Source organism: Streptomyces sp. NPDC002845, assembly GCF_053591955.1.
Genome location: NZ_JBSFUU010000022.1, coordinates 79,851 through 97,916, shown reverse-complemented (window position 1 = coordinate 97,916; position 18,066 = coordinate 79,851). Strand labels below are relative to the sequence as shown.

General features: G+C 69.6%; 15 protein-coding genes and 3 pseudogenes. 10 read left to right on the top strand and 8 right to left on the bottom strand.

What is annotated here, in order from left to right:
* Complete coding sequence (locus tag ACWD3C_RS18180; protein WP_451145001.1) at window positions 1–933, top strand: M56 family metallopeptidase; 933 nt, start codon at window positions 1–3, stop codon at window positions 931–933.
* Window positions 934–965: 32 nt separating this feature from the next.
* Here the strand turns inward: ACWD3C_RS18180 and ACWD3C_RS18175 are convergent, their stop codons facing one another.
* The 4 genes from ACWD3C_RS18175 to ACWD3C_RS18160 all read right to left on the bottom strand — a co-directional run bounded on the left by ACWD3C_RS18175 (window position 966) and on the right by ACWD3C_RS18160 (window position 3,514).
* Window positions 966–1,244, bottom strand: coding sequence for a hypothetical protein (locus ACWD3C_RS18175; protein WP_451144999.1), 279 nt, complete (start codon window positions 1,242–1,244; stop codon window positions 966–968).
* A 341-nt stretch (window positions 1,245–1,585) separates the two neighbouring features.
* Entirely contained in the window at window positions 1,586–2,041 is a 456-nt protein-coding gene (locus ACWD3C_RS18170; protein WP_451144997.1) for a tellurite resistance TerB family protein, read from the bottom strand.
* Between the two features lie 153 nt (window positions 2,042–2,194).
* Complete coding sequence (locus ACWD3C_RS18165) at window positions 2,195–3,202, bottom strand: sporulation protein (RefSeq protein WP_451144995.1); 1,008 nt, start codon at window positions 3,200–3,202, stop codon at window positions 2,195–2,197.
* A 93-nt stretch (window positions 3,203–3,295) separates the two neighbouring features.
* On the bottom strand, window positions 3,296–3,514 hold the full coding sequence (locus tag ACWD3C_RS18160) for a hypothetical protein (RefSeq protein WP_451144994.1): 219 nt from the start codon (window positions 3,512–3,514) through the stop codon (window positions 3,296–3,298).
* Between the two features lie 408 nt (window positions 3,515–3,922).
* On the opposite strand from ACWD3C_RS18160, the gene ACWD3C_RS18155 reads away from it, so the two are divergent.
* From ACWD3C_RS18155 to ACWD3C_RS18130, 6 genes and pseudogenes are all read left to right on the top strand, one after another.
* Window positions 3,923–5,257 carry a hemolysin family protein gene (locus ACWD3C_RS18155; protein WP_451144992.1) on the top strand — a complete coding sequence of 445 codons (1,335 nt, stop codon included), beginning with the start codon at window positions 3,923–3,925 and terminating at the stop codon, window positions 5,255–5,257.
* Window positions 5,254–6,279 carry a hemolysin family protein gene (locus ACWD3C_RS18150; protein WP_451144990.1) on the top strand — a complete coding sequence of 342 codons (1,026 nt, stop codon included), beginning with the start codon at window positions 5,254–5,256 and terminating at the stop codon, window positions 6,277–6,279. The genes ACWD3C_RS18155 and ACWD3C_RS18150 overlap by 4 nt, the downstream gene beginning before the upstream one ends.
* 174 nt (window positions 6,280–6,453) lie before the next feature.
* A pseudogene (locus tag ACWD3C_RS18145) lies at window positions 6,454–7,769 on the top strand (hemolysin family protein).
* Between the two features lie 48 nt (window positions 7,770–7,817).
* Window positions 7,818–8,095 (top strand): annotated as a pseudogene (locus ACWD3C_RS18140) (ion transporter); the annotation flags it as partial.
* 30 nt (window positions 8,096–8,125) lie between these two features.
* The gene (locus ACWD3C_RS18135; protein WP_451144988.1) at window positions 8,126–8,389 is read left to right on the top strand and encodes a GlsB/YeaQ/YmgE family stress response membrane protein; all 264 of its coding nucleotides are present in this window, start codon (window positions 8,126–8,128) and stop codon (window positions 8,387–8,389) included.
* Between the two features lie 542 nt (window positions 8,390–8,931).
* Entirely contained in the window at window positions 8,932–9,825 is an 894-nt protein-coding gene (locus ACWD3C_RS18130) for a universal stress protein (protein WP_451144986.1), read from the top strand.
* A 79-nt stretch (window positions 9,826–9,904) separates the two neighbouring features.
* Here the strand turns inward: ACWD3C_RS18130 and ACWD3C_RS18125 are convergent.
* Window positions 9,905–10,944: pseudogene (locus ACWD3C_RS18125) on the bottom strand (sodium:calcium antiporter).
* Window positions 10,945–11,323: 379 nt separating this feature from the next.
* On the bottom strand, window positions 11,324–11,749 hold the full coding sequence (locus tag ACWD3C_RS18120; protein ID WP_451144984.1) for an alpha/beta fold hydrolase: 426 nt from the start codon (window positions 11,747–11,749) through the stop codon (window positions 11,324–11,326).
* 21 nt (window positions 11,750–11,770) lie between these two features.
* On the opposite strand from ACWD3C_RS18120, the gene ACWD3C_RS18115 reads away from it, so the two are divergent.
* Both ACWD3C_RS18115 and ACWD3C_RS18110 read left to right on the top strand, forming a co-directional pair.
* Window positions 11,771–12,082 carry a helix-turn-helix transcriptional regulator gene (locus tag ACWD3C_RS18115; protein ID WP_451144982.1) on the top strand — a complete coding sequence of 104 codons (312 nt, stop codon included), beginning with the start codon at window positions 11,771–11,773 and terminating at the stop codon, window positions 12,080–12,082.
* 48 nt (window positions 12,083–12,130) lie between these two features.
* Window positions 12,131–12,547 (top strand): hypothetical protein, encoded by a 417-nt coding sequence (locus tag ACWD3C_RS18110; RefSeq protein WP_451144980.1) that lies wholly within the window; start codon window positions 12,131–12,133, stop codon window positions 12,545–12,547.
* Between the two features lie 129 nt (window positions 12,548–12,676).
* Here ACWD3C_RS18110 and ACWD3C_RS18105 read toward each other — a convergent pair whose 3' ends face one another.
* Together ACWD3C_RS18105 and ACWD3C_RS18100 are read right to left on the bottom strand one after the other, a co-directional pair.
* Window positions 12,677–14,206, bottom strand: a complete 1,530-nt coding sequence (locus ACWD3C_RS18105; RefSeq protein WP_451144978.1) for a helix-turn-helix domain-containing protein — start codon at window positions 14,204–14,206, stop codon at window positions 12,677–12,679.
* A gap of 172 nt (window positions 14,207–14,378) precedes the next feature.
* Window positions 14,379–15,011, bottom strand: coding sequence for a DinB family protein (locus ACWD3C_RS18100; protein WP_451144976.1), 633 nt, complete (start codon window positions 15,009–15,011; stop codon window positions 14,379–14,381).
* 314 nt (window positions 15,012–15,325) lie between these two features.
* On the opposite strand from ACWD3C_RS18100, the gene acnA reads away from it, so the two are divergent.
* Window positions 15,326–18,040, top strand: coding sequence for an aconitate hydratase AcnA (acnA, locus tag ACWD3C_RS18095; protein ID WP_451144974.1), 2,715 nt, complete (start codon window positions 15,326–15,328; stop codon window positions 18,038–18,040).
* The last annotated feature ends 26 nt before the right edge of the window (window positions 18,041–18,066 follow it).

Below are 18,066 nucleotides of genomic sequence, written 5' to 3'. Positions count from 1 at the left end.
ATGGGCGTCTTCGTCTTTCTGCCGCTGGTCCTGCCGTTGACGGCATGGCCGATCGCCCGCCTGGCCGAGCAGCATCTGCATCCGCGTACCGCGACGCGACTGCTGACTTCAGTGGCCGCGGTGATGGGGACGTGCAGCACAGTGTGCCTGGGGCTGGTGATGGTGGTCGGCACCGCCCAGCTGCCGGGCAACCCGTTGCCGGACGGCTGGTCGGACCCCGAGGTTCGCGAGGCGGTCCCGTACGACGAGGTCGTCGGTAAGGCGGCCATCCCGGCGCTCGCCGTGGTGGTCGTGGCCTGCGGTCGGACGCTGTGGCGGCACGGCCGGGTGCGGCGTCGCGCCCACCGTGCGCTGGCCGGGCTGCCGGGTACGGAGGTGGCCGTCCTGCCCGATGGCATCCCGTACGCCTACGCGCTGCCGGGGGGTGGCCGGGACCGGGTGGTGGTGACCACGGCCCTGCTGGACTGCCTGGAACCGGCCGAGCGCCGGGCGCTGTTCGCCCACGAGCGGGCGCACCTGGCCGCCCGGCACCACCGCTTCCTGCTCACCGTTCAACTGGCCGCCCGCGCCAACCCGTTCCTGCGACCGCTGCGTACGGCGGTGTCGTACACGGTGGAGCGGTGGGCGGACGAGGAGGCGGCCCAGGCGGTGGGCAGCCGTCGGACTGTGGCGGGCGCGATCGGTAAGGCGGCTCTCGTGTCGCGGGGGACGCCGGTGCCCACGCTCGCGGGGCTCGCGGCGCCGGGGCCGGTACCGCGCCGGGTGGCGGCGCTGCTCGGGCCCGCTCCGGTGGTGCGCCGCTGGCCGTCGGTGTTCACGTCGGTGGGACTGGCCACGTGGGGTGCGGCGGCGGGAACCGCCGTGTCGGCGATGTCGTCGGCGAACTCCGCGGTGACGATGTTCTTCATCCTGCATGCGGCCACGCCCCTCTGAACCAGCACGGGCGGTCCGGCAGGGACGGCTCGTCAGGCGTGGTCCACGAGCACCGTGAGTCCGGCGACGAGCCCCACGAAGGCCAGCAGCGCGAACAGACAGGCGAACAGCATCAGCCAGCCGGTCAGGATGCCCGCCAGGGCGACCCCCGCGCTCGTCCCCGTCGAGCCGACGCCCCCGATGGGGGAGGCCCACATGTCGACCGGGATGGCGATCAGCGCGCACACCGCCGTCGATCCGGCGGCCCTCGAAGGCGAGCTTGCTGCGGTAGCCGTCGTGTGGGCCCAGGAGCCCGTCGGGGTCGTCGTCACGGTGGGTATGGAGGACCGTGTTCTCCACGGGAAGGCCAGCACGCTCTACCAGGTGGAACACGGCTGCGGCCTCATTGGTGACGGCCGCGGGGCCACTGCGCCGGTCCTCGTGGTCCCCCGCGCTGAACGGCAGGGGGATCGGCTCCTGCGGGAGGGCCGAGAGCGCGATGCTGACCGGCATCCCCGCGCCGGCCAGGACTGCGGCTGTGCGGACATGCCGCAGGGAACTCGGACGGGAGGACCGGCCGGCGTTCAACGTCGCCACCCCAGCTCTCACCGTGGGCCGCGCGCCGGGCCACGGCGCCCTTACGACACCGGCCCGGCGCATGGCCGTCTGTCGGTCAGAGGTCGAACTCGTGCGGCGGCAGGTCGAGGGTGAAGCACGCCTCGCGGACGACGCCCTGCTCGGTCTTGTCGAAGTCGCCGTCGGCGCCGCCGATGACGATGCCGATCTGGATGACGGCACGCGCCTCGGCGGGCTTCTTCTTCGCCTTGGCGATCTCCTGCAGGACACCGACCTTGCCGAAGTCGAAGTCGGTGGTGAGTTTGTTCAAGTTGTCCTCGAAGCGGCGCTGCAGATCCATGGCGTCGAAGTTCTGCAGGACCTCGTTGGTGGCGATGAGCTGGGCCACGCGGCGGCGTTCGGAGGGGTCGATGGTGCCGTCGGCGGCGGCGACGAGGGCGCACATCGCCATGCTCGCGTCGCGGAAGGCGCCGCTCTTGAGGTCGTTCTTCTTCGCCGTGAGCTGGGTCTGCATCTGCGATGCGGACTCCTTGAGGCGGTCCCACAGGGCCATGAGAACTCCGTACGTGTCGGAAGGATGCCCGGACGGAGGTGCTCCGGACAATGATTCTTCTACAGCAACGTAGAAGCTATCAGCAGGGTGCGGAGAGGCTCGCTCTTTCCGCACCCTGCTTGCGCATCCTCTACCACCTGCCGTTGGCGGGCTTCAGCCCTCTTCTTCCTCGTCGCCCTCGAAGAAGTCCCCGACCTCGTCGACGACTTCGGCCGCGACCATGCCGCCGACGACCCCGACGGCGAGCCCGGCCGCGCCCGCCGCGACGGCGGTGCCCATGCCGGGGCCGGAGCGGTGGCCGTCGTGGTGGTGGTCGTCGTGCTTGTCGTGCCCGCCGTGGCCGTGACCGGCGTACGGGTCGCCGTGGCCGTACGCGGAGTGGGAGCCGTACGACGCCCGGTGCTCGACCAGCCGGTGGATCCAGCCGTCGACCTCGCTGTTCCAGTCGCGGGAGTCGTCGTGCCCGACCGTGAAGCGGGTGAGCGCGTCGTGCCCTTCGGAGAAGAAGCCGCCGCGCTTGTCCGCCTCCAGGACCACCTCCATGCCGCCGGGGTTGGCGAGGAAGGTCACCTCGATCTCGTTGACCTGGTGGGCGTACTGCGGGGCCGGGGTGAGCTCGATCTCCTGATGGAAGGGCAGCTGCTGCCCGGTGCCGCCGATGCGGCCGTACTCCAGATCGGCCGACCTGAAGCCGAAGCCGAGCTGGCCGAGGGCCTCCAGGACCGTCTCCTGGACGGGCAGCGGAGCGACGGTGAGCTGGTCGAGGTCACCCTTGTCCTTCGCGCCGGCCACCGCCAGCTCGGTGCGCACGCCGAGCACGATGCCCAGCGGCTGGCCGTACAGCTCGGTGATCGGGGTCTCCCACGGCAGCGTCACACCGAACGGCACGCTGCGCTGCTCACCCGCCGCGAGCCGGAAGCCCCCGCCGACGGTGAACCGGTCGAAGGCGACGGCGCCCTCGCTCTCCCCGTCGTCGTGCTCGGCCTCGACGCGGGCCACCAGCTCCAGGGTGATGTGCTCGATCTCGAAGTCGGCCTCACCTCCCTTGAGATGGACCTGGCCCGTGAGGCTGCCGCCCGGGCGGGCCGCGCCCGGGTCGAGGACCGTGTCGACGCTGGGGCCGCCCACGCCGAGCGAGCCGAGCAGTCGTTTGAACACCATCGTGGCGTCCACTCCTTAAACGTGCGTGTGTTCCATGAGGGTGGTGCCGCTCGCCCGACAGGGGTACGCGGCACCACGGCAGTTCGGGGCCGGCTACTTGGCCCCGTCGAGAGCGGCGAGCGCCTGCGCCCAGCGGACGTACTTCAACTCGGCCAGGTCCGCTATGGTCTTGACCCCGAACGCCTCCTGAAGCAGCTCGCCGTCACGGTCGGAGACCCCCTTCAGCGCCCCCACCGGGGCGGCCATGATCTCGGGCAGGCTCTTGTCCGCCCACGCCTTGTCCAGCACCTTGTCCAGGTCGATCGAAGCCATGTGTGACGTCCCCCAAAAGCGCGGGGCCCGGCTTGCGCGCGAGCCTTCTACAAACGCGTAGAAGCATAGGGCGGCCAGAGGCTGGGAGGGGCACGCTCCGCGCGGGCGTGCCGGGAAAGGCCGAAAACGGGTTCTTGCGCTGGCCGACGTCCATACGTATTCGCTTGCGTCGCCCCTTGACGCCGTTTGGTGTCCCGGCCTGTGGGCTGGGGAAGGTGGCGGGTGACGTTTTTTGCGTCTCCTTTACAGTGGGTGTAGAGGCAGGTAAGCCTGCTTCCCTGCCACTGTCTTCCTACGTGTTTCGTGCGTTTCGAGAAGGAGCGACGGTTCCGCAATGGGTGAGCCTCCCAGTACCAGCCGTGCTGTACCCCGTCCGCTGTCCGAGCGTGAGGGAACGGGGGTGGCACGGTGACCGAGGTCCTGCTGCTCCTGCTGGCCCTCCTCCTCACCTTGGCCTGCGCGCTGTTCGTCGCCGCCGAGTTCTCCCTGACCACCGTCGAGCGCGGTGACCTGGAGCGCGCCGCCCAGGCGGGCGAGCGCGGCGCCGAGGGCGCGCTGAACGCCGTACGCCGTCTGACCTTCCAGCTGTCCGGTGCCCAGCTCGGCATCACGGTGACCTCGCTGGTGATCGGCATGCTCGCCGAGCCGTCCCTCGCGGCGCTGCTGCGCGGTCCGCTGCGGGCGGTCGGGCTGGGCGGTGTCGCCTCGTCGGTGGCGACCGTGCTGGGCGTGGCGGTGTCCACCGTGGTGCTGATGGTGGTGGGCGAGCTGGTGCCGAAGAACTGGGCGATCTCCCGGCCGCTGGCCGTCGCCAAGGTGGTCGCCGGGCCCCAGCGTGGCTTCACCGCCGCGTTCGGCCCGTTCATCCATCACCTGAACAACACCGCGAACCGTTTCGTACGGCGCTTCGGCCTGGAGCCCGCCGAGGAGCTGGCCTCCGCCCGCAGTGCCGAGGAACTGGTCGCGCTCGCCCGGCACTCGGCCGCCGAGGGCGCTCTGGAGGCGGATTCAGCCGAGTTGTTCGTCCGTACGCTCCACCTGAGTGAGCTGACCGCGGAGAACGTGATGACCCCGCGCGTCGATGTCAAGGCACTGGAAGTGCACGCGACGGCCGCGGACGCCGCGAACCTCACCCATGCCACCGGCCTGTCCCGCTTCCCGGTCTACCGCGACAGCCTGGACGAGGTCGTCGGCACCGTCCACATCCGCGACGTCCTCGCCCTGGAACCGGACAAGCGCGCCGCCACGCTCGTCACCGAGCTGGCCACACCGCCCCTGCTGGTGCCCGACAGTCTCACGGCCGACCGGCTGCTGGAGAGGCTGCGGGCCACCCGCACGATGGCCGTGGTCATCGACGAGTACGGCGGCACGGCGGGCGTGGCGACGATGGAGGACATCGTCGAGGAGGTCGTGGGTGAGGTGCGCGACGAGCATGATCCCGTGGAGGCGCCCGACCTGGTGCCCGCCCCCGCCACCGGGGACGGGCGTGCGGTGTGGGAGGCGGACGGCTCCGTGCGCCTGGACCAGCTCGCCGGGATAGGGCTGACAGCGCCCGAGGGGCCGTACGAGACCGTGGCCGGCCTGATCGCCACTCGCCTCGCCCGCATCCCCGCCAAGGGCGACGCCCTCGACCTCGATGGCTGGCAGCTGGCCGTCGTGGAGGTCGAGCACCATCGCGCCGACCGGGTCCGCATCACGGAACCGATCCGCATTCCGGCTCAGGCGGGTGAGGAGTCCCGATGACCGCCCTCCAACTCGCCATCGGTGCCCTGACGCTGCTGACCAACGCCTTCTTCGTCGGCGCCGAGTTCGCCCTGATCTCGGTGCGCCGCAGCCAGATCGAGCCCCGCGCCCACGCGGGCAACAAGCGGGCGCGGATGACGCTGTGGGCCCTGGAGCACCTGTCCGCGATGATGGCCACCGCCCAGCTCGGCATCACCGCGTCTTCGCTGGTGCTGGGCGCGGTCGCCGAACCGGCCATCGCGCACCTGCTGGAGCCCGGCTTCGAGGCGGCCCACCTCCCGCACGGCCTGGTGCACCCGATCGCGTTCGTCATCGCGCTCACCCTGGCGACGTACCTGCACATGCTGATCGGCGAGATGGTCCCCAAGAACATCGCCCTGGCCGCCCCGGTCCCCACCGCGCTGCTGCTCGGCCCGCCCCTGGTCGCCCTCACCCGGGCGCTCAAGCCGGTCATCTTCGGCATCAACGCCTTCGCCAACGCCCTGCTCAAGCTGCTGCGCGTCGAACCGAAGGACGAGGTCGAATCGGTCTTCACCGACGACCAGCTGGCCCGCATGGTCGTCGACTCCAGCGAGGCCGGTCTGCTGTCGCCCGCCGACGGCGAGCGGCTGCGCGACGCGCTGGAGCTGGGCACCCGCCCGGTGGGTGAGATTCTCGTCCCGGCCCAGCGGATGCGCACCGTCGACCACACCATCACCCCGGCGCGGCTGGAGCGGACCGCGGCCGGGGCGGGCTACTCCCGCTTCCCGGTCACGGGCCAGGACGGCGCACTCCTCGGGTACCTGCACATCAAGGACACCCTCGGCCGCACCGACCGCCACCGGCCCTTCCCGCGCGGCGCACTGCACCCGGTCACCCGGGTCCGCATCGACACACCACTGGACGACACCCTCACAGCCCTGCGTGCCGACGGCAGCCATCTCGCCGCCGTCCTCGGTGAGAGCGGCAAGGTGATCGGCTTCGTCACGATGGAGGACGTGCTGTCCGAGCTGGTCGGACCGGCAGCTCCGGCCACCGCGTGACCCTGGACGTTCACCGATGAGGAACACGGTTTCGGCCACCCTCGTTACCCGAGGGCACAGCCGATCAATAAGGAGCGACAGCTTGTCCGCCAGACCGACGGACCCCCCTGGGCACAGTCCGCGACCATCCCGCCTTCCGGGCAGTGAGTACGGCATGCGGCGGGGTGGTGTTCGTTGAACGCCGTACTCGGCCTGCTGGCGTGCTCGTCCTGACCGCCGGTACCGGCTACTTCGTCGCCCAGGAGTTCGCGTACGTCTCCGCCGACCGGCTCGCCCTCGCTCGGGAGGCCGAGGCAGGCGACAAGCAAGCCGCCCACGCGCTGAAGGTCCTCGAACGCCTCTCCTTCATGCTGTCGGGCGCCCAGCTGGGCTTCACCGTCACCGGCCTGGTCGTCGGCTTCATCGCCGAGCCGTCGGTGTCGGTCGGCCCTGCTCAAGCCCGCGCTGTCCGGGGCCGGCATCCCCGACGCCGCCGTCACCGGCATCTCCGTGACCCTCGCCTTGGTGCTGGCCACGGTCATCCAGATGGTGCTGGGCGAGCCGGCCCCGAAGAACCTCGCGATCGCCGTGCCGGAGCGGCTGGCGAAGTCGCTGGCCCCGTCCACGCCGGCGTATCTGAAGGTCGTCGGCCCTGTGGTGCGGATCTTCGACGGCGCGGCGAACAGGCTGCTGCGCAAGATCGGCATCGAACCTGTCGGGGAGCTGCACCACGGCGCCACCCTGGAGGAGCTGGGCCACCTGATCGGCGAGTCCCACAAACAGGGCGAGCTGCCCAAGGACACCGCCGAACTGCTCGACCACGCCCTGGAGTTCTCCGACCGGACGCTGGACGAGGTGATGGTGCCGCGCGTCGACGCCGTCTTCGTCCGCAAGGAGGCCACCACCGCCGAGGCCGTCGAACTGATCTGCAAGCACGGCCACTCCAACTACCCGGTGCTCGGCGACCACCCGGACGACATCACCGGCGTGCTCGGCATGCGGGAGCTGATGCGCCTGCCCGCCGACCGGCTCGCCGACACGACCGCAGGCGCGGTGGCCCGCCGTCCGCTGCTCCTGCCCGACACCCTGCCGCTACCGGACGCCGTGCAGCAGATGCGCTCGGCCGACGACGAGTTCGCGGTCGTCCTCGACGAGCACGGCGGCGTGGCGGGCATCGTCACCTACGAGGACATCGCCGAGGAACTCGTGGGCGACATCGCCGACGAGTCCGACACCGTCACCGAGGTCGCGGTCGCGGACCGGCAGGGATGGCTGGTGGACGCCGTCTGGACGAGGTGGCCGACGCCACTGGCGTGGAGCTACCCGTGGAGGAGGACTACGACACCGTGGCCGGCCTGATCGTCGACCGGCTCGGCCGGTTCCCGGCCATCGGCGACCGCGTCACGGTCGAACTGCCCGACGGCGGTCATGCAGTGATCGACGTACGCACCCTGGACCGGCACGTGCCCGAGCGCGTCCGTATCCAGCGACTGGTGGAGGTCCAGGCATGAGTTTCCCGATGGCCCTCTGCGTCACCGTGCTGCTGCTGATCGGCAGCGGCTTCTTACGTCCTGCTGGCCTCGTTCGTCCTGGTCAAGTCCTCATCGGTGTCGTACTCAACTCCCTCGACGAGGCCCGCGGCATGGAACGGGACGAGAACACGCCCACCCCGGCCGCCGTCGCCGCGCTCGACGACGACGCCGAACGGCAGGTGCGCGACCGCATCGCCAGGGCGCGCCGGGCCCTCGACGAGTTGGAAGAGAGCCTGGCGCGCGCCCCCGTGCCCCGCCCGCACGAGGCGGAAGGGAGTACACCGTCCCCGTCAGGGCACCCCTGAGACGAAAGGACCTGGCGACGAGAGGCTGTCATGGAGATCTCCGGGATCATCACCGCCATCGTGATCGGCATCGTCATCGGTGTGCTGGGCCGGCTCGTCGTCCCCGGACGCCAGCGCATCGGCGTGCTCTGGACCATCGCGGTGGGCATCGTCGCGGCGCTGGTGGGCACAGGCATCGCCGCGGCGTTCGACGTCGCCGACACCAGGGGCATCGACTGGATCGAGCTCGCTCTCCAGATCGGCCTGGCGGCACTGGGCGTGGCCGCCCTTGACCGGGCCAAGGCTCGCCGCTGATCTCCACTTGGGCGCTGCCAACCCGGCGCCCTCGAGGTACCGCAGAGCGCTGCGGCCGGGCGGGGCGAAGAGCGAAACCTGTCGACAGCGCTCGGCACCCCGCGACATCCGTGGGAGGGCCGCTGCGGACAGCCGGTGCCGCCGCGACCGTGGAAGCAGGCTGGCTGTGACTGCCCGGCGGCCCGCTCGGCGCTGCACTGCTGATCGCGGTCGCCGCGGACAAACCTGCTTCGCTGCGGGCGGTGACAGCGCCCTGCGCCCGGCATTGAGCACAGCCACGTCGCGGAAGCCGTGGGCCCGCGGAGCATCCCGGCTCCCGGCCGGCGGGCGTTGCCTGTGCGCGGCGGCAAGGCGGCGGATCGCCTTACAACTGGCAGACCGTGCAGCACAGGCAGGCGGCATCGCACGAACGGGCGGCTGGGTCTGTGGCGAGGGCTGGAGTCTGGAGAGACGCTGGAGGAGGGCGGACAGACGCTGCCTGCAACGCCGAGGGACTGCCGACGTGACGACTCCCTGTTGTCCACAGGAAGGGGAGCGTGCCGATGAGTGGGCTCGTGGTTGTCGGGGTGGACGGCTCGCCATCGAGTCTTGCCGCTGTGGACGTCGCGGTGCAGGAAGCGCGGTTGCGGTCTGCGGGACTGCGTGTCGTGCACGGGTTCACCTGGCCCGCCCTGCACCCGCCGGTCGGCCCGTCTCCGTTGGGCCCGGCTCACGGCGCGTTGCGTGATCAGGTCGAGCACATGGTGTCGGAAGCGGTGCAGCGGGCCAGAACCCAGGCGCCGGACGTGGAGGTCACCCACGCGGTGATCGCCGGCGAGGCGCTGGCGGTGCTGGAGGGACAGTCACGCGACGCGGCCCTGCTCGTGGTCGGCAACAAGGGGCACGGGCGCTTCGCCGGAGTGCTGGTGGGCTCGGTGGCGATGCATCTGGCGGGTCATGCCCACTGCCCGGTCATGGTGGTGCGGGGCAGACCCGACCCGGAGGGGCCGGTGCTGATGGGTGTCGACGGCTCGCCGGAGAGCAGGGCTGCTGTGGAGTTCGCCTGCACCGAGGCCGCGCTGCGGGGCGCTGATCTGGTGGCTGTGCACGTGTGGGGGACCCGGGGGGATGGGGCTGAGTTCACGCTTGGGCTCCCGGCGGAGGAGGAGCATGCCGACCGGCTCCGAGCAGAGGGAGAACAGGTACTCACCGAGGCGCTGACGGGCTTGAGCGTGTCGCAGACAGGGGTGATGGTGAGCGGCCGCTTGGTGCGGGGCCCCGTCCGTCAGTCGTTGATCAAGGAGAGCGAAGGGGCCCAGCTGCTGGTCGTGGGGGCACGGGGGCACGGCGGCTTTACGGGACTGCTTCTGGGATCGGTCAGCCAGGCGGTCCTCCACCATGCCCGCTGCCCTGTCGGTGTCGTACGGCCAACGGGACAGGGGAATGAACGGCCCTGACGCGTGTCCGTAGCAGCGGGCTCCGTCGGCGGCTCCGAGGCCACGCACCGGCCCGTTCGCTCTGGTGCGGGCTCGGCCTTCAGACAGCGAGCACGGCAACCGTGCTTGCGTAGAGGGCGATGAGCAGGATGCCGTCGAAGCCGATCTTGAGCAGCCGCGCTTTTGGCGTACGAGGAGGCCACCGAGCAGGACTGCCGTCATGACCATCGCGCCGCTCGTGAGGAACAGCTCGTCCGGGTCCGCAGCGTGGAACACGGACCCGCCTCGGTAGGCGATGTCGCCGACGACCAGGTTGAGCGCGTCCAGGCAGTTCCCGCCGACGATGGCGGCGATGGCCAGCGTGACAGCGCCACGCCGGACGGCGGCGATGGACGTGACCGTCTCCGGGAGGGCGTTGACCAAGCCCATGAACACAACCCCCACGAGACCGGCGCTCAGACCCGTATGCCCCACGACGCTTTCCGCCGCACGGGCCACCGCCCAGCCCCCGATCACGACGAGCCCCGCCACGGCTGCGAACTCGCCCCACAGCCGTGATGTCGAATGGGCGCCAATTCCCTCGGTGCCTTCGCCCGGGACATCGGGAAGCGTGTCCCTGGTGCGCACCGCTCGCCACATGGGTTCACCGTGGCCGCGGATGAGCCGTAGGCCGCCGAGGTAGAAGGTCACCATCACCACGGACGCCGGATGCAGGCCCAGAAAGGTGACAGAAGGGCTGAACGCTGCCATGAGAGCGATGCCCAGCAGCCCGATGAGCAGGCAGCCGAAGAGCATGTTGGACAGTGATGCGGCGGCGTGTTCGAGATTGACTTTCCGCAGGAAGGCGTCGGCGACGACGAGTGCGACGGTCTGCGCTGCGATACCTCCCACAGCGTTGCTGTACGCAAGGCGAGGCTGGTCCACAGCGGCGCTCACCGCGGTCATCACAATGCCCGAAAGGGATGTCACGAGACCGAACAGCACCGCGCCGAACAGGGCTTCTCCCCAGCCGGTGCGGTCGGCGAGGGTGTCGCCCAGCCCCGCGAGCCGGACGCTGCACACCACGGTGACGGCCGTAGCCACGAGGAAGACCCCGATGCTCCAACTCAGAGGCCACAAGTCGGCCAGCGGTGTGAGCATGGAAGCCCTTCGTCGGTGCGTGATAGCGCGGAGTAGTCGGCTCTCACGTACCACGGAACACCCGCTCCACACCGACGCACGCGTGAAGTTGGGCCAGAGTGTGCTGCCGCAAGGGGAGCACGCACAGCACGAGGGCCTCCACGCGCTGTCACGACGTGTGCCTCCTTGACGCTCGGGGCGTTCGGCAGCAAGTGGTGGTCTGCGCCTTGCCGTGGTGGCCAGTATTGGTGGCGTCCGCGCCGAAACTGTGACGACCCAGGCCAGCCGCGACACCGACACAGGCGGCCTGATCACTGCCCCGGCGCGGGCTTGTCTCCTCACTCACGACCCACAACAACGGCGGCGGATCACAGAGTCCCTGAGGGCTGAGAACGCGTACTCACAGCCCGCTGTTCGTGTTCGCGCTCATCAACGCTGCCACCAGCGTGACGACCGTCTCCGGGTGTTCTTCCACCACGAGGTGCCCCGCACCTGGCACGGTTCTCACCACGACGCCGAGGTGGCGGGAAGCGGGCGAAGCCAGCCGGGACGGTGGCAGGAAGACATCGTGCTCGCCAGTGGCTACCAAGTTCGTCACCCGCCGGGACCGGGCGAGTAACGCCTCGGGGAGGGGCGCGGGTGCCAGGCTGGAGCGGCAGGACCGGGCCAGGAGAGTCATCCAGGTGACGAGTTCGGCCGCCGGCCGGCCCCGTGGATCTGCCGCAGCAGCGTCGAGCTGCGGACCCCGGTGGGACTGGCGAGCCAGGGCAAGGTGGCCGCCAGGACCCGACCAGTGACCTTGAGCCGGGTCAGCCCCGCGGGTCACGCACCTCACAGAGAACCTTCCATGCCTGCGCAACCGTTGCTTGTCCGTTCCGTTCCTCCTGCTTCTCCCGGTGCCGTACACGCGGCGTTCCTGACCGTGAAGGCCGCCGCCGAGTATCTCGGCCTCTCACCCCACACCCTCTACGTCTGGCGCCACCGGCGACAGGGCCCGCCGAGCTTCCGCATGGGTCCACGCGGCCGCGTCATGTACCGGCTGGAAGCCCTGGACGCCTGGGTCCGTGAGCAGGAGCAGGCCGATTCGCGTTCCAACGCAGCCCTCAACCCGCTGAACGCCCCTCCCGAGGAGCGGTCCACCCGCTTCCCCAGCGCGTGACGCTCCAAGCGCCGTAGGGCGCCGTATTCATCCACCTTCGTCAAGGAGTTGCACCTGGCTGGCTACATAGAAGACCGATGGCTCAAGAAGCGCCCCAACCCGAAGACCGGTAAGCGCGAACGCACCGCCATGTACGGCAAGTGCACCCGTTACCGTGTCAAGGGCATCCCCAGCGTCAAGGACCGTTCCTTCGACACGCTCCAGGACGCCAAGACCTGGCTCGCCCAGGCCCAGACCGATGCGCGTCGAGGCGAGTTCGTCGTCTGGGAGCCCTCTCGGGAACACGGCTACCATGCCCTGCGCCACTTCTACGCCTCCGAGCAGTTGGAGGCCGGCGAGTCGGTCGGCTCCCTGGCCCGCTGGCTCGGCCACTCGGACCCCGGGTTCACGCTCCGGAAGTACGCACACTTCCTGCCCCGCGCAGGTGCACGCGGCAGCGCCGCCATCGACGCGGTCTTCGCGTAGCCGTAGCACCGGGCGACCGGGACCAGCCCGGTCCCGGCCCAAAGTCCCAGAGAAGTCCCAGAGGTGCCGCCGCACCCCCTCCAGACCCACATCCGTGCAGGTCAGACAGGGTGTGGCGGCACCCGCCGTTCAGATGTCCCGGAAGATCTCGATCTGTGCCCCCACCGAGTTGAGCCGCTCCGCCAGGTCCTCGTACCCGCGGTTGATGACGTACACGTTGCGCAGTACGGACGTGCCCTCCGCCGCCATCATCGCGAGCAGGACGACCACGGCGGGCCGGAGCGCGGGTGGGCACATCATCTCGGCGGCGCGCCAGCGGGTCGGGCCCTCGACCAGTACGCGGTGGGGGTCGAGGAGTTGGAGGCGGCCGCCGAGGCGGTTGAGGTCGGTCAGGTAGATGGCGCGGTTGTCGTAGACCCAGTCGTGGATGAGGGTCTTGCCCTGGGCGGAGGCGGCGATGGCCGCGAAGAAGGGGACGTTGTCGATGTTCAGGCCGGGGAACGGCATCGGGTGGATCTTGTCGATGGGCGCCTCCAGCTTGGAGGGCCGGACGGTGAGGTCCACAAGGCGCGTACGGCCGTTGTCCGCCGAGTACTCGGGGGAGCGGTCGTGGTCGAGGCCCATCTCCTCCAGGACCGCGAGCTCGATCTCCAGGAACTCGATCGGCACCCGGCGGACCGTCAGCTCGGACTCGGTGACGAGCGCGGCGGCGACCAGGCTCATCGCCTCGACCGGGTCCTCGGACGGCGAGTAGTCGACGTCCACGTCGATGTCCGGCACGCCGTGCACGGTCAGGGTCGTGGTGCCGATGCCCTCCACCCGTACGCCCAAGGCCTCCAGGAAGAAGCACAGGTCCTGGACCATGTAGTTGGACGAGGCGTTGCGGATGACGGTCGTGCCGTCGTGGCGCGCGGCGGCGAGCAGCGCGTTCTCGGTCACCGTGTCCCCGCGCTCGGTCAGCACGATGGGCCGGCCGGGGGTGACCGACCGGTCGACCTGCGCGTGGTAGAGCCCTTCGGTCGCGGCGATGTCGAGCCCGAACCGGCGCAGCGCGATCATGTGCGGCTCGATGGTCCGCGTACCGAGGTCGCAGCCGCCCGCGTACGGCAGCCTGAAGTGGTCCACGCGGTGCAGCAGCGGGCCGAGGAACATGATGATCGAGCGGGTGCGGATGGCCGCCTCGGCGTCGATGGCGTCCAGGTCCAGGTCGGCCGGGGGCACGATCTCCAGGTCGACGCCGTCGTTGATCCACCGGGTGCGGACGCCGATCGAGCCGAGTACCTCCAGAAGGCGGTACACCTCCTCGATGCGGGCGACCCGGCGCAGCACGGTGCGCCCCTTGTTGAGCAGTGAGCCGCACAGGAGCGCGACGCACGCGTTCTTGCTGGTCTTCACGTCGATGGCGCCGGACAGCCGGCGGCCGCCGACCACGCGCAGGTGCATCGGACCCGCGTAGCCCAGCGAGACGATCTCACTGTCCAGGGCCTCACCGATTCGAGCGATCATCTCAAGGCTGATGTTCTGGTTGCCGCGCTCGATACGGTTCACCGCGCTCTGACTGGTGCCGAGGGCCTCGGCGAGCTGCGACTGTGTCCAGCCTCGGTGCTGCCTGGCGTCACGGATGAGCTTGCCGATGCGTACGAGGTAGTCGTCTGACATGAGGGAAGGCTATCTCAGATATGAGATGCCGCACGGTGTGGGGTCCAGATGGGTGACGATGTGTCAGTGACGCCTGCGCGCCACCCGTGTACGGCGTGCGCCGCGCGTACGGCGCCGGCCGAAGGGGCCCGGCAGGTTCATCGACGTCGACTCGGTCCGGTCCGGTCCGTAGTCACGCGTCCCGGTCGGCTTCCTGAGCCGCACGCTCCAGCCGGTTCCGATGATTCTCCCACCATGCCGAGTCGCCCGGCGGCATGCTGTCATTGCCCTTGTTCATACCTACGGCGCCGTCCATGAGTTCCCGGAGGATGTCGGCGTGCCCGGCGTGCCGGTGCGTGTCGGCGATCACGCGCACCACGGCATGATGCAACGTCACCTCGTTCCGGCTGCTCGGCCACCACGGCACCCTGCCGACCGTGTCCAGCGCCAGCGCGTCGATCGTCGCGTCCGCGTGCGCCCACGCCCGGCGGTACAGCTCCACGATGTGCTCGCGCGACTCGTCGGCGGTCGCCCACATGTCCGCGTTGGGCTCGGCACTGTCTTCGAGCCAGGGCAGCGGCTCGCCGGACAGACGGCCGAAGGTGTCGCCGAGGTAACCCAGTTCTACACCGGCCGCGTGCTTCACCAGGCCGAGGAGGTTGGTGCCGGTCGGCGTCAGCGGGCGGCGGACGTCGTACTCCGAGAGCCCTTCGAGCTTCCACAGCAGGGCATCGCGGGCGGACTGCAGGTAGAAGTGAAGGTCGCCCTTGGGATCCGCCTTGGGATCGGCCTTGGTGTCAGTGTTGGTGTCGTCCGACGTAGTCATGGGGTCAGTCTGCCGCTCGCGCGATCTGTGTCCATCGGCTTTTTCATGGTGGAGCGTGGCTGAGCGCCGCAACCGCGCCGAACTCGGCGAACCTTGCCGAGGGGCGCCGTCCGGGCATGGCTGTCCCGCCCCCTCCGGACATGACCATCCCGCCCCTATGTACTAGAGTTATCTCGACATCGAGATATCTGCCGAGGCGCACCGCAGCCGCCACTCCGATAAGGGTTACCTAACTTAGCCTTACCTTAGCGGATCGTCGAGACGGCGTGGCGGCAGGATGCGGTGGTACGCGCACAAAAATGAAGGAGACTGTCGTGTCGGCGAACAGCTTCGACGCCCGCGCCACGCTGAGCGTGGGCGACGAGTCGTACGAGATCTTCCGGCTGGACAAGGTGGAGGGCTCGGCCCGTCTTCCGTACAGCCTCAAGGTTCTGCTGGAGAACCTGCTCCGTACCGAGGACGGCGCGAACATCACCGCCGACCACATCCGGGCCCTCGGCACCTGGGACTCGCAGGCCCAGCCGTCCCAGGAGATCCAGTTCACGCCGGCCCGCGTGATCATGCAGGACTTCACCGGTGTGCCCTGTGTCGTGGACCTCGCCACCATGCGTGAGGCCGTGAAGGAACTCGGCGGCGACCCGGCGAAGATCAACCCGCTGGCGCCGGCCGAGCTGGTCATCGACCACTCCGTCATCGCCGACAAGTTCGGCACGAACGACGCCTTCGCGCAGAACGTCGAGCTGGAGTACGGCCGCAACCGCGAGCGTTACCAGTTCCTGCGCTGGGGCCAGACCGCCTTCGACGAGTTCAAGGTCGTCCCGCCGGGCACCGGCATCGTCCACCAGGTGAACATCGAGCACCTCGCCCGTACCGTCATGGTGCGCGGCGGCCAGGCGTACCCCGACACCCTCGTCGGCACCGACTCGCACACCACCATGGTCAACGGCCTTGGCGTGCTGGGCTGGGGTGTGGGTGGCATCGAGGCCGAGGCCGCCATGCTCGGCCAGCCGGTCTCCATGCTCATCCCGCGCGTCGTCGGCTTCAAGCTCACCGGTGAGCTCACGCCCGGCACCACCGCCACCGACCTCGTGCTGACCATCACCGAGATGCTCCGCAAGCACGGTGTCGTCGGCAAGTTCGTCGAGTTCTACGGCGAGGGTGTGGCCGCCACGAGCCTTGCCAACCGCGCCACCATCGGCAACATGTCGCCGGAGTTCGGCTCCACCGCCGCGATCTTCCCGATCGACGACGAGACCATCAAGTACCTGAAGCTGACCGGCCGCAGCGAGCAGCAGCTGGCGCTCGTCGAGGCGTACGCCAAGGAGCAGGGCCTCTGGCTGGACCCGAAGGCCGAGCCGGACTTCTCCGAGAAGCTGGAGCTGGACCTGTCGACGGTCGTCCCGTCGATCGCCGGTCCCAAGCGGCCGCAGGACCGGATCGTCCTCGCCAATGCCAAGCAGCAGTTCGAGCAGGACGTCCGCAACTACGTCTCCGAGGACGAGGAAGCGGGCAAGGAGTCCTTCCCGGCCTCCGACGCCCCGGCCACCTCCAACGGCGTGCCCACCCGCCCGACCACGGTCACCGCCCCCGACGGCTCGACCTACGAGATCGACCACGGTGCGGTCACGGTCGCGGCCATCACCTCCTGCACCAACACCTCGAACCCGTACGTCATGGTCGCCGCCGCCCTGGTGGCCAAGAAGGCGGTCGAGAAGGGCCTGACCCGCAAGCCGTGGGTGAAGACCACGCTGGCGCCCGGCTCCAAGGTCGTCACCGACTACTTCGACAAGGCGGGCCTGACCCCGTACCTGGACAAGGTCGGCTTCAACCTGGTCGGCTACGGCTGCACCACCTGCATCGGCAACTCCGGCCCGCTGCCGGAGGAGGTCTCCAAGGCGGTCAACGACCACGACCTCGCGGTCACGTCGGTCCTGTCCGGCAACCGCAACTTCGAGGGCCGTATCAACCCCGACGTCAAGATGAACTACCTGGCCTCCCCGCCGCTGGTCGTCGCGTACGCCATCGCGGGCTCCATGAAGGTGGACATCACCAAGGACGCCCTCGGCACCGACCAGGAAGGCAAGCCTGTCTACCTGACCGACATCTGGCCGGCCGAGGCCGAGGTCAACGACGTCGTGGCGAACGCCATCGGCGAGGACATGTTCAACAAGTCCTACTCCGACGTCTTCGCGGGCGACGCCCAGTGGCAGGCGCTGCCGATCCCGACCGGCAACACCTTCGAGTGGGACACCGAGTCGACGTACGTCCGCAAGCCCCCGTACTTCGAGGGCATGGGCATGGAGCCGGCCCCGGTCGGCGACATCACCGGCGCCCGCGTCCTCGCCAAGCTCGGCGACTCGGTCACCACCGACCACATCTCCCCGGCCGGTGCCATCAAGGCCGACACCCCGGCGGGCAAGTACCTCACCGAGCACGGTGTCGAGCGCCGCGACTTCAACTCGTACGGTTCCCGCCGCGGCAACCACGAGGTCATGATCCGCGGTACGTTCGCCAACATCCGCCTGCGCAACCAGATCGCGCCGGGTACGGAGGGCGGCTACACCCGCGACTTCACGCAGGACGGCGGTCCGGTGTCGTTCATCTACGACGCCTCCCGCAACTACATCGAGCAGGGCATCCCGCTGGTCGTCCTGGCCGGCAAGGAGTACGGCTCCGGTTCGTCCCGTGACTGGGCCGCGAAGGGTACGGCGCTGCTGGGCGTCAAGGCCGTCATCGCCGAGTCGTACGAGCGCATCCACCGCTCGAACCTCATCGGCATGGGTGTTCTCCCGCTCCAGTTCCCGGAGGGCGCGAACGCCGAGTCCCTCGGTCTGACCGGCGAGGAGGCATTCTCCTTCTCCGGCGTCACCGAGCTGAACGAGGGCACCACGCCGCGCACGGTCAAGGTCACCACCGACACGGGCGTCGAGTTCGACGCGGTCGTCCGCATCGACACCCCCGGTGAGGCCGACTACTACCGCAACGGCGGCATCCTGCAGTACGTGCTGCGCAGCCTGATCAGCAATTGATGTGCCCCTTGGCTTGAGTGCCTTGG

Excerpts from the sequence above, each read along its gene's own strand:
- ACWD3C_RS18180 (WP_451145001.1), top strand. The coding sequence starts at position 1 with ATGGGCGTCTTCGTCTTTCTGCCGCTGGTCCTGCCGTTGACGGCATGG.
- ACWD3C_RS18170 (WP_451144997.1), bottom strand. The coding sequence starts at position 2,041 with ATGGCCCTGTGGGACCGCCTCAAGGAGTCCGCATCGCAGATGCAGACC.
- ACWD3C_RS18165 (WP_451144995.1), bottom strand. The coding sequence starts at position 3,202 with ATGGTGTTCAAACGACTGCTCGGCTCGCTCGGCGTGGGCGGCCCCAGC.
- ACWD3C_RS18160 (WP_451144994.1), bottom strand. The coding sequence starts at position 3,514 with ATGGCTTCGATCGACCTGGACAAGGTGCTGGACAAGGCGTGGGCGGAC.
- ACWD3C_RS18150 (WP_451144990.1), top strand. The coding sequence starts at position 5,254 with ATGACCGCCCTCCAACTCGCCATCGGTGCCCTGACGCTGCTGACCAAC.
- ACWD3C_RS18135 (WP_451144988.1), top strand. The coding sequence starts at position 8,126 with ATGGAGATCTCCGGGATCATCACCGCCATCGTGATCGGCATCGTCATC.
- ACWD3C_RS18130 (WP_451144986.1), top strand. The coding sequence starts at position 8,932 with ATGAGTGGGCTCGTGGTTGTCGGGGTGGACGGCTCGCCATCGAGTCTT.
- ACWD3C_RS18115 (WP_451144982.1), top strand. The coding sequence starts at position 11,771 with ATGCCTGCGCAACCGTTGCTTGTCCGTTCCGTTCCTCCTGCTTCTCCC.
- ACWD3C_RS18105 (WP_451144978.1), bottom strand. The coding sequence starts at position 14,206 with ATGTCAGACGACTACCTCGTACGCATCGGCAAGCTCATCCGTGACGCC.
- ACWD3C_RS18100 (WP_451144976.1), bottom strand. The coding sequence starts at position 15,011 with ATGACTACGTCGGACGACACCAACACTGACACCAAGGCCGATCCCAAG.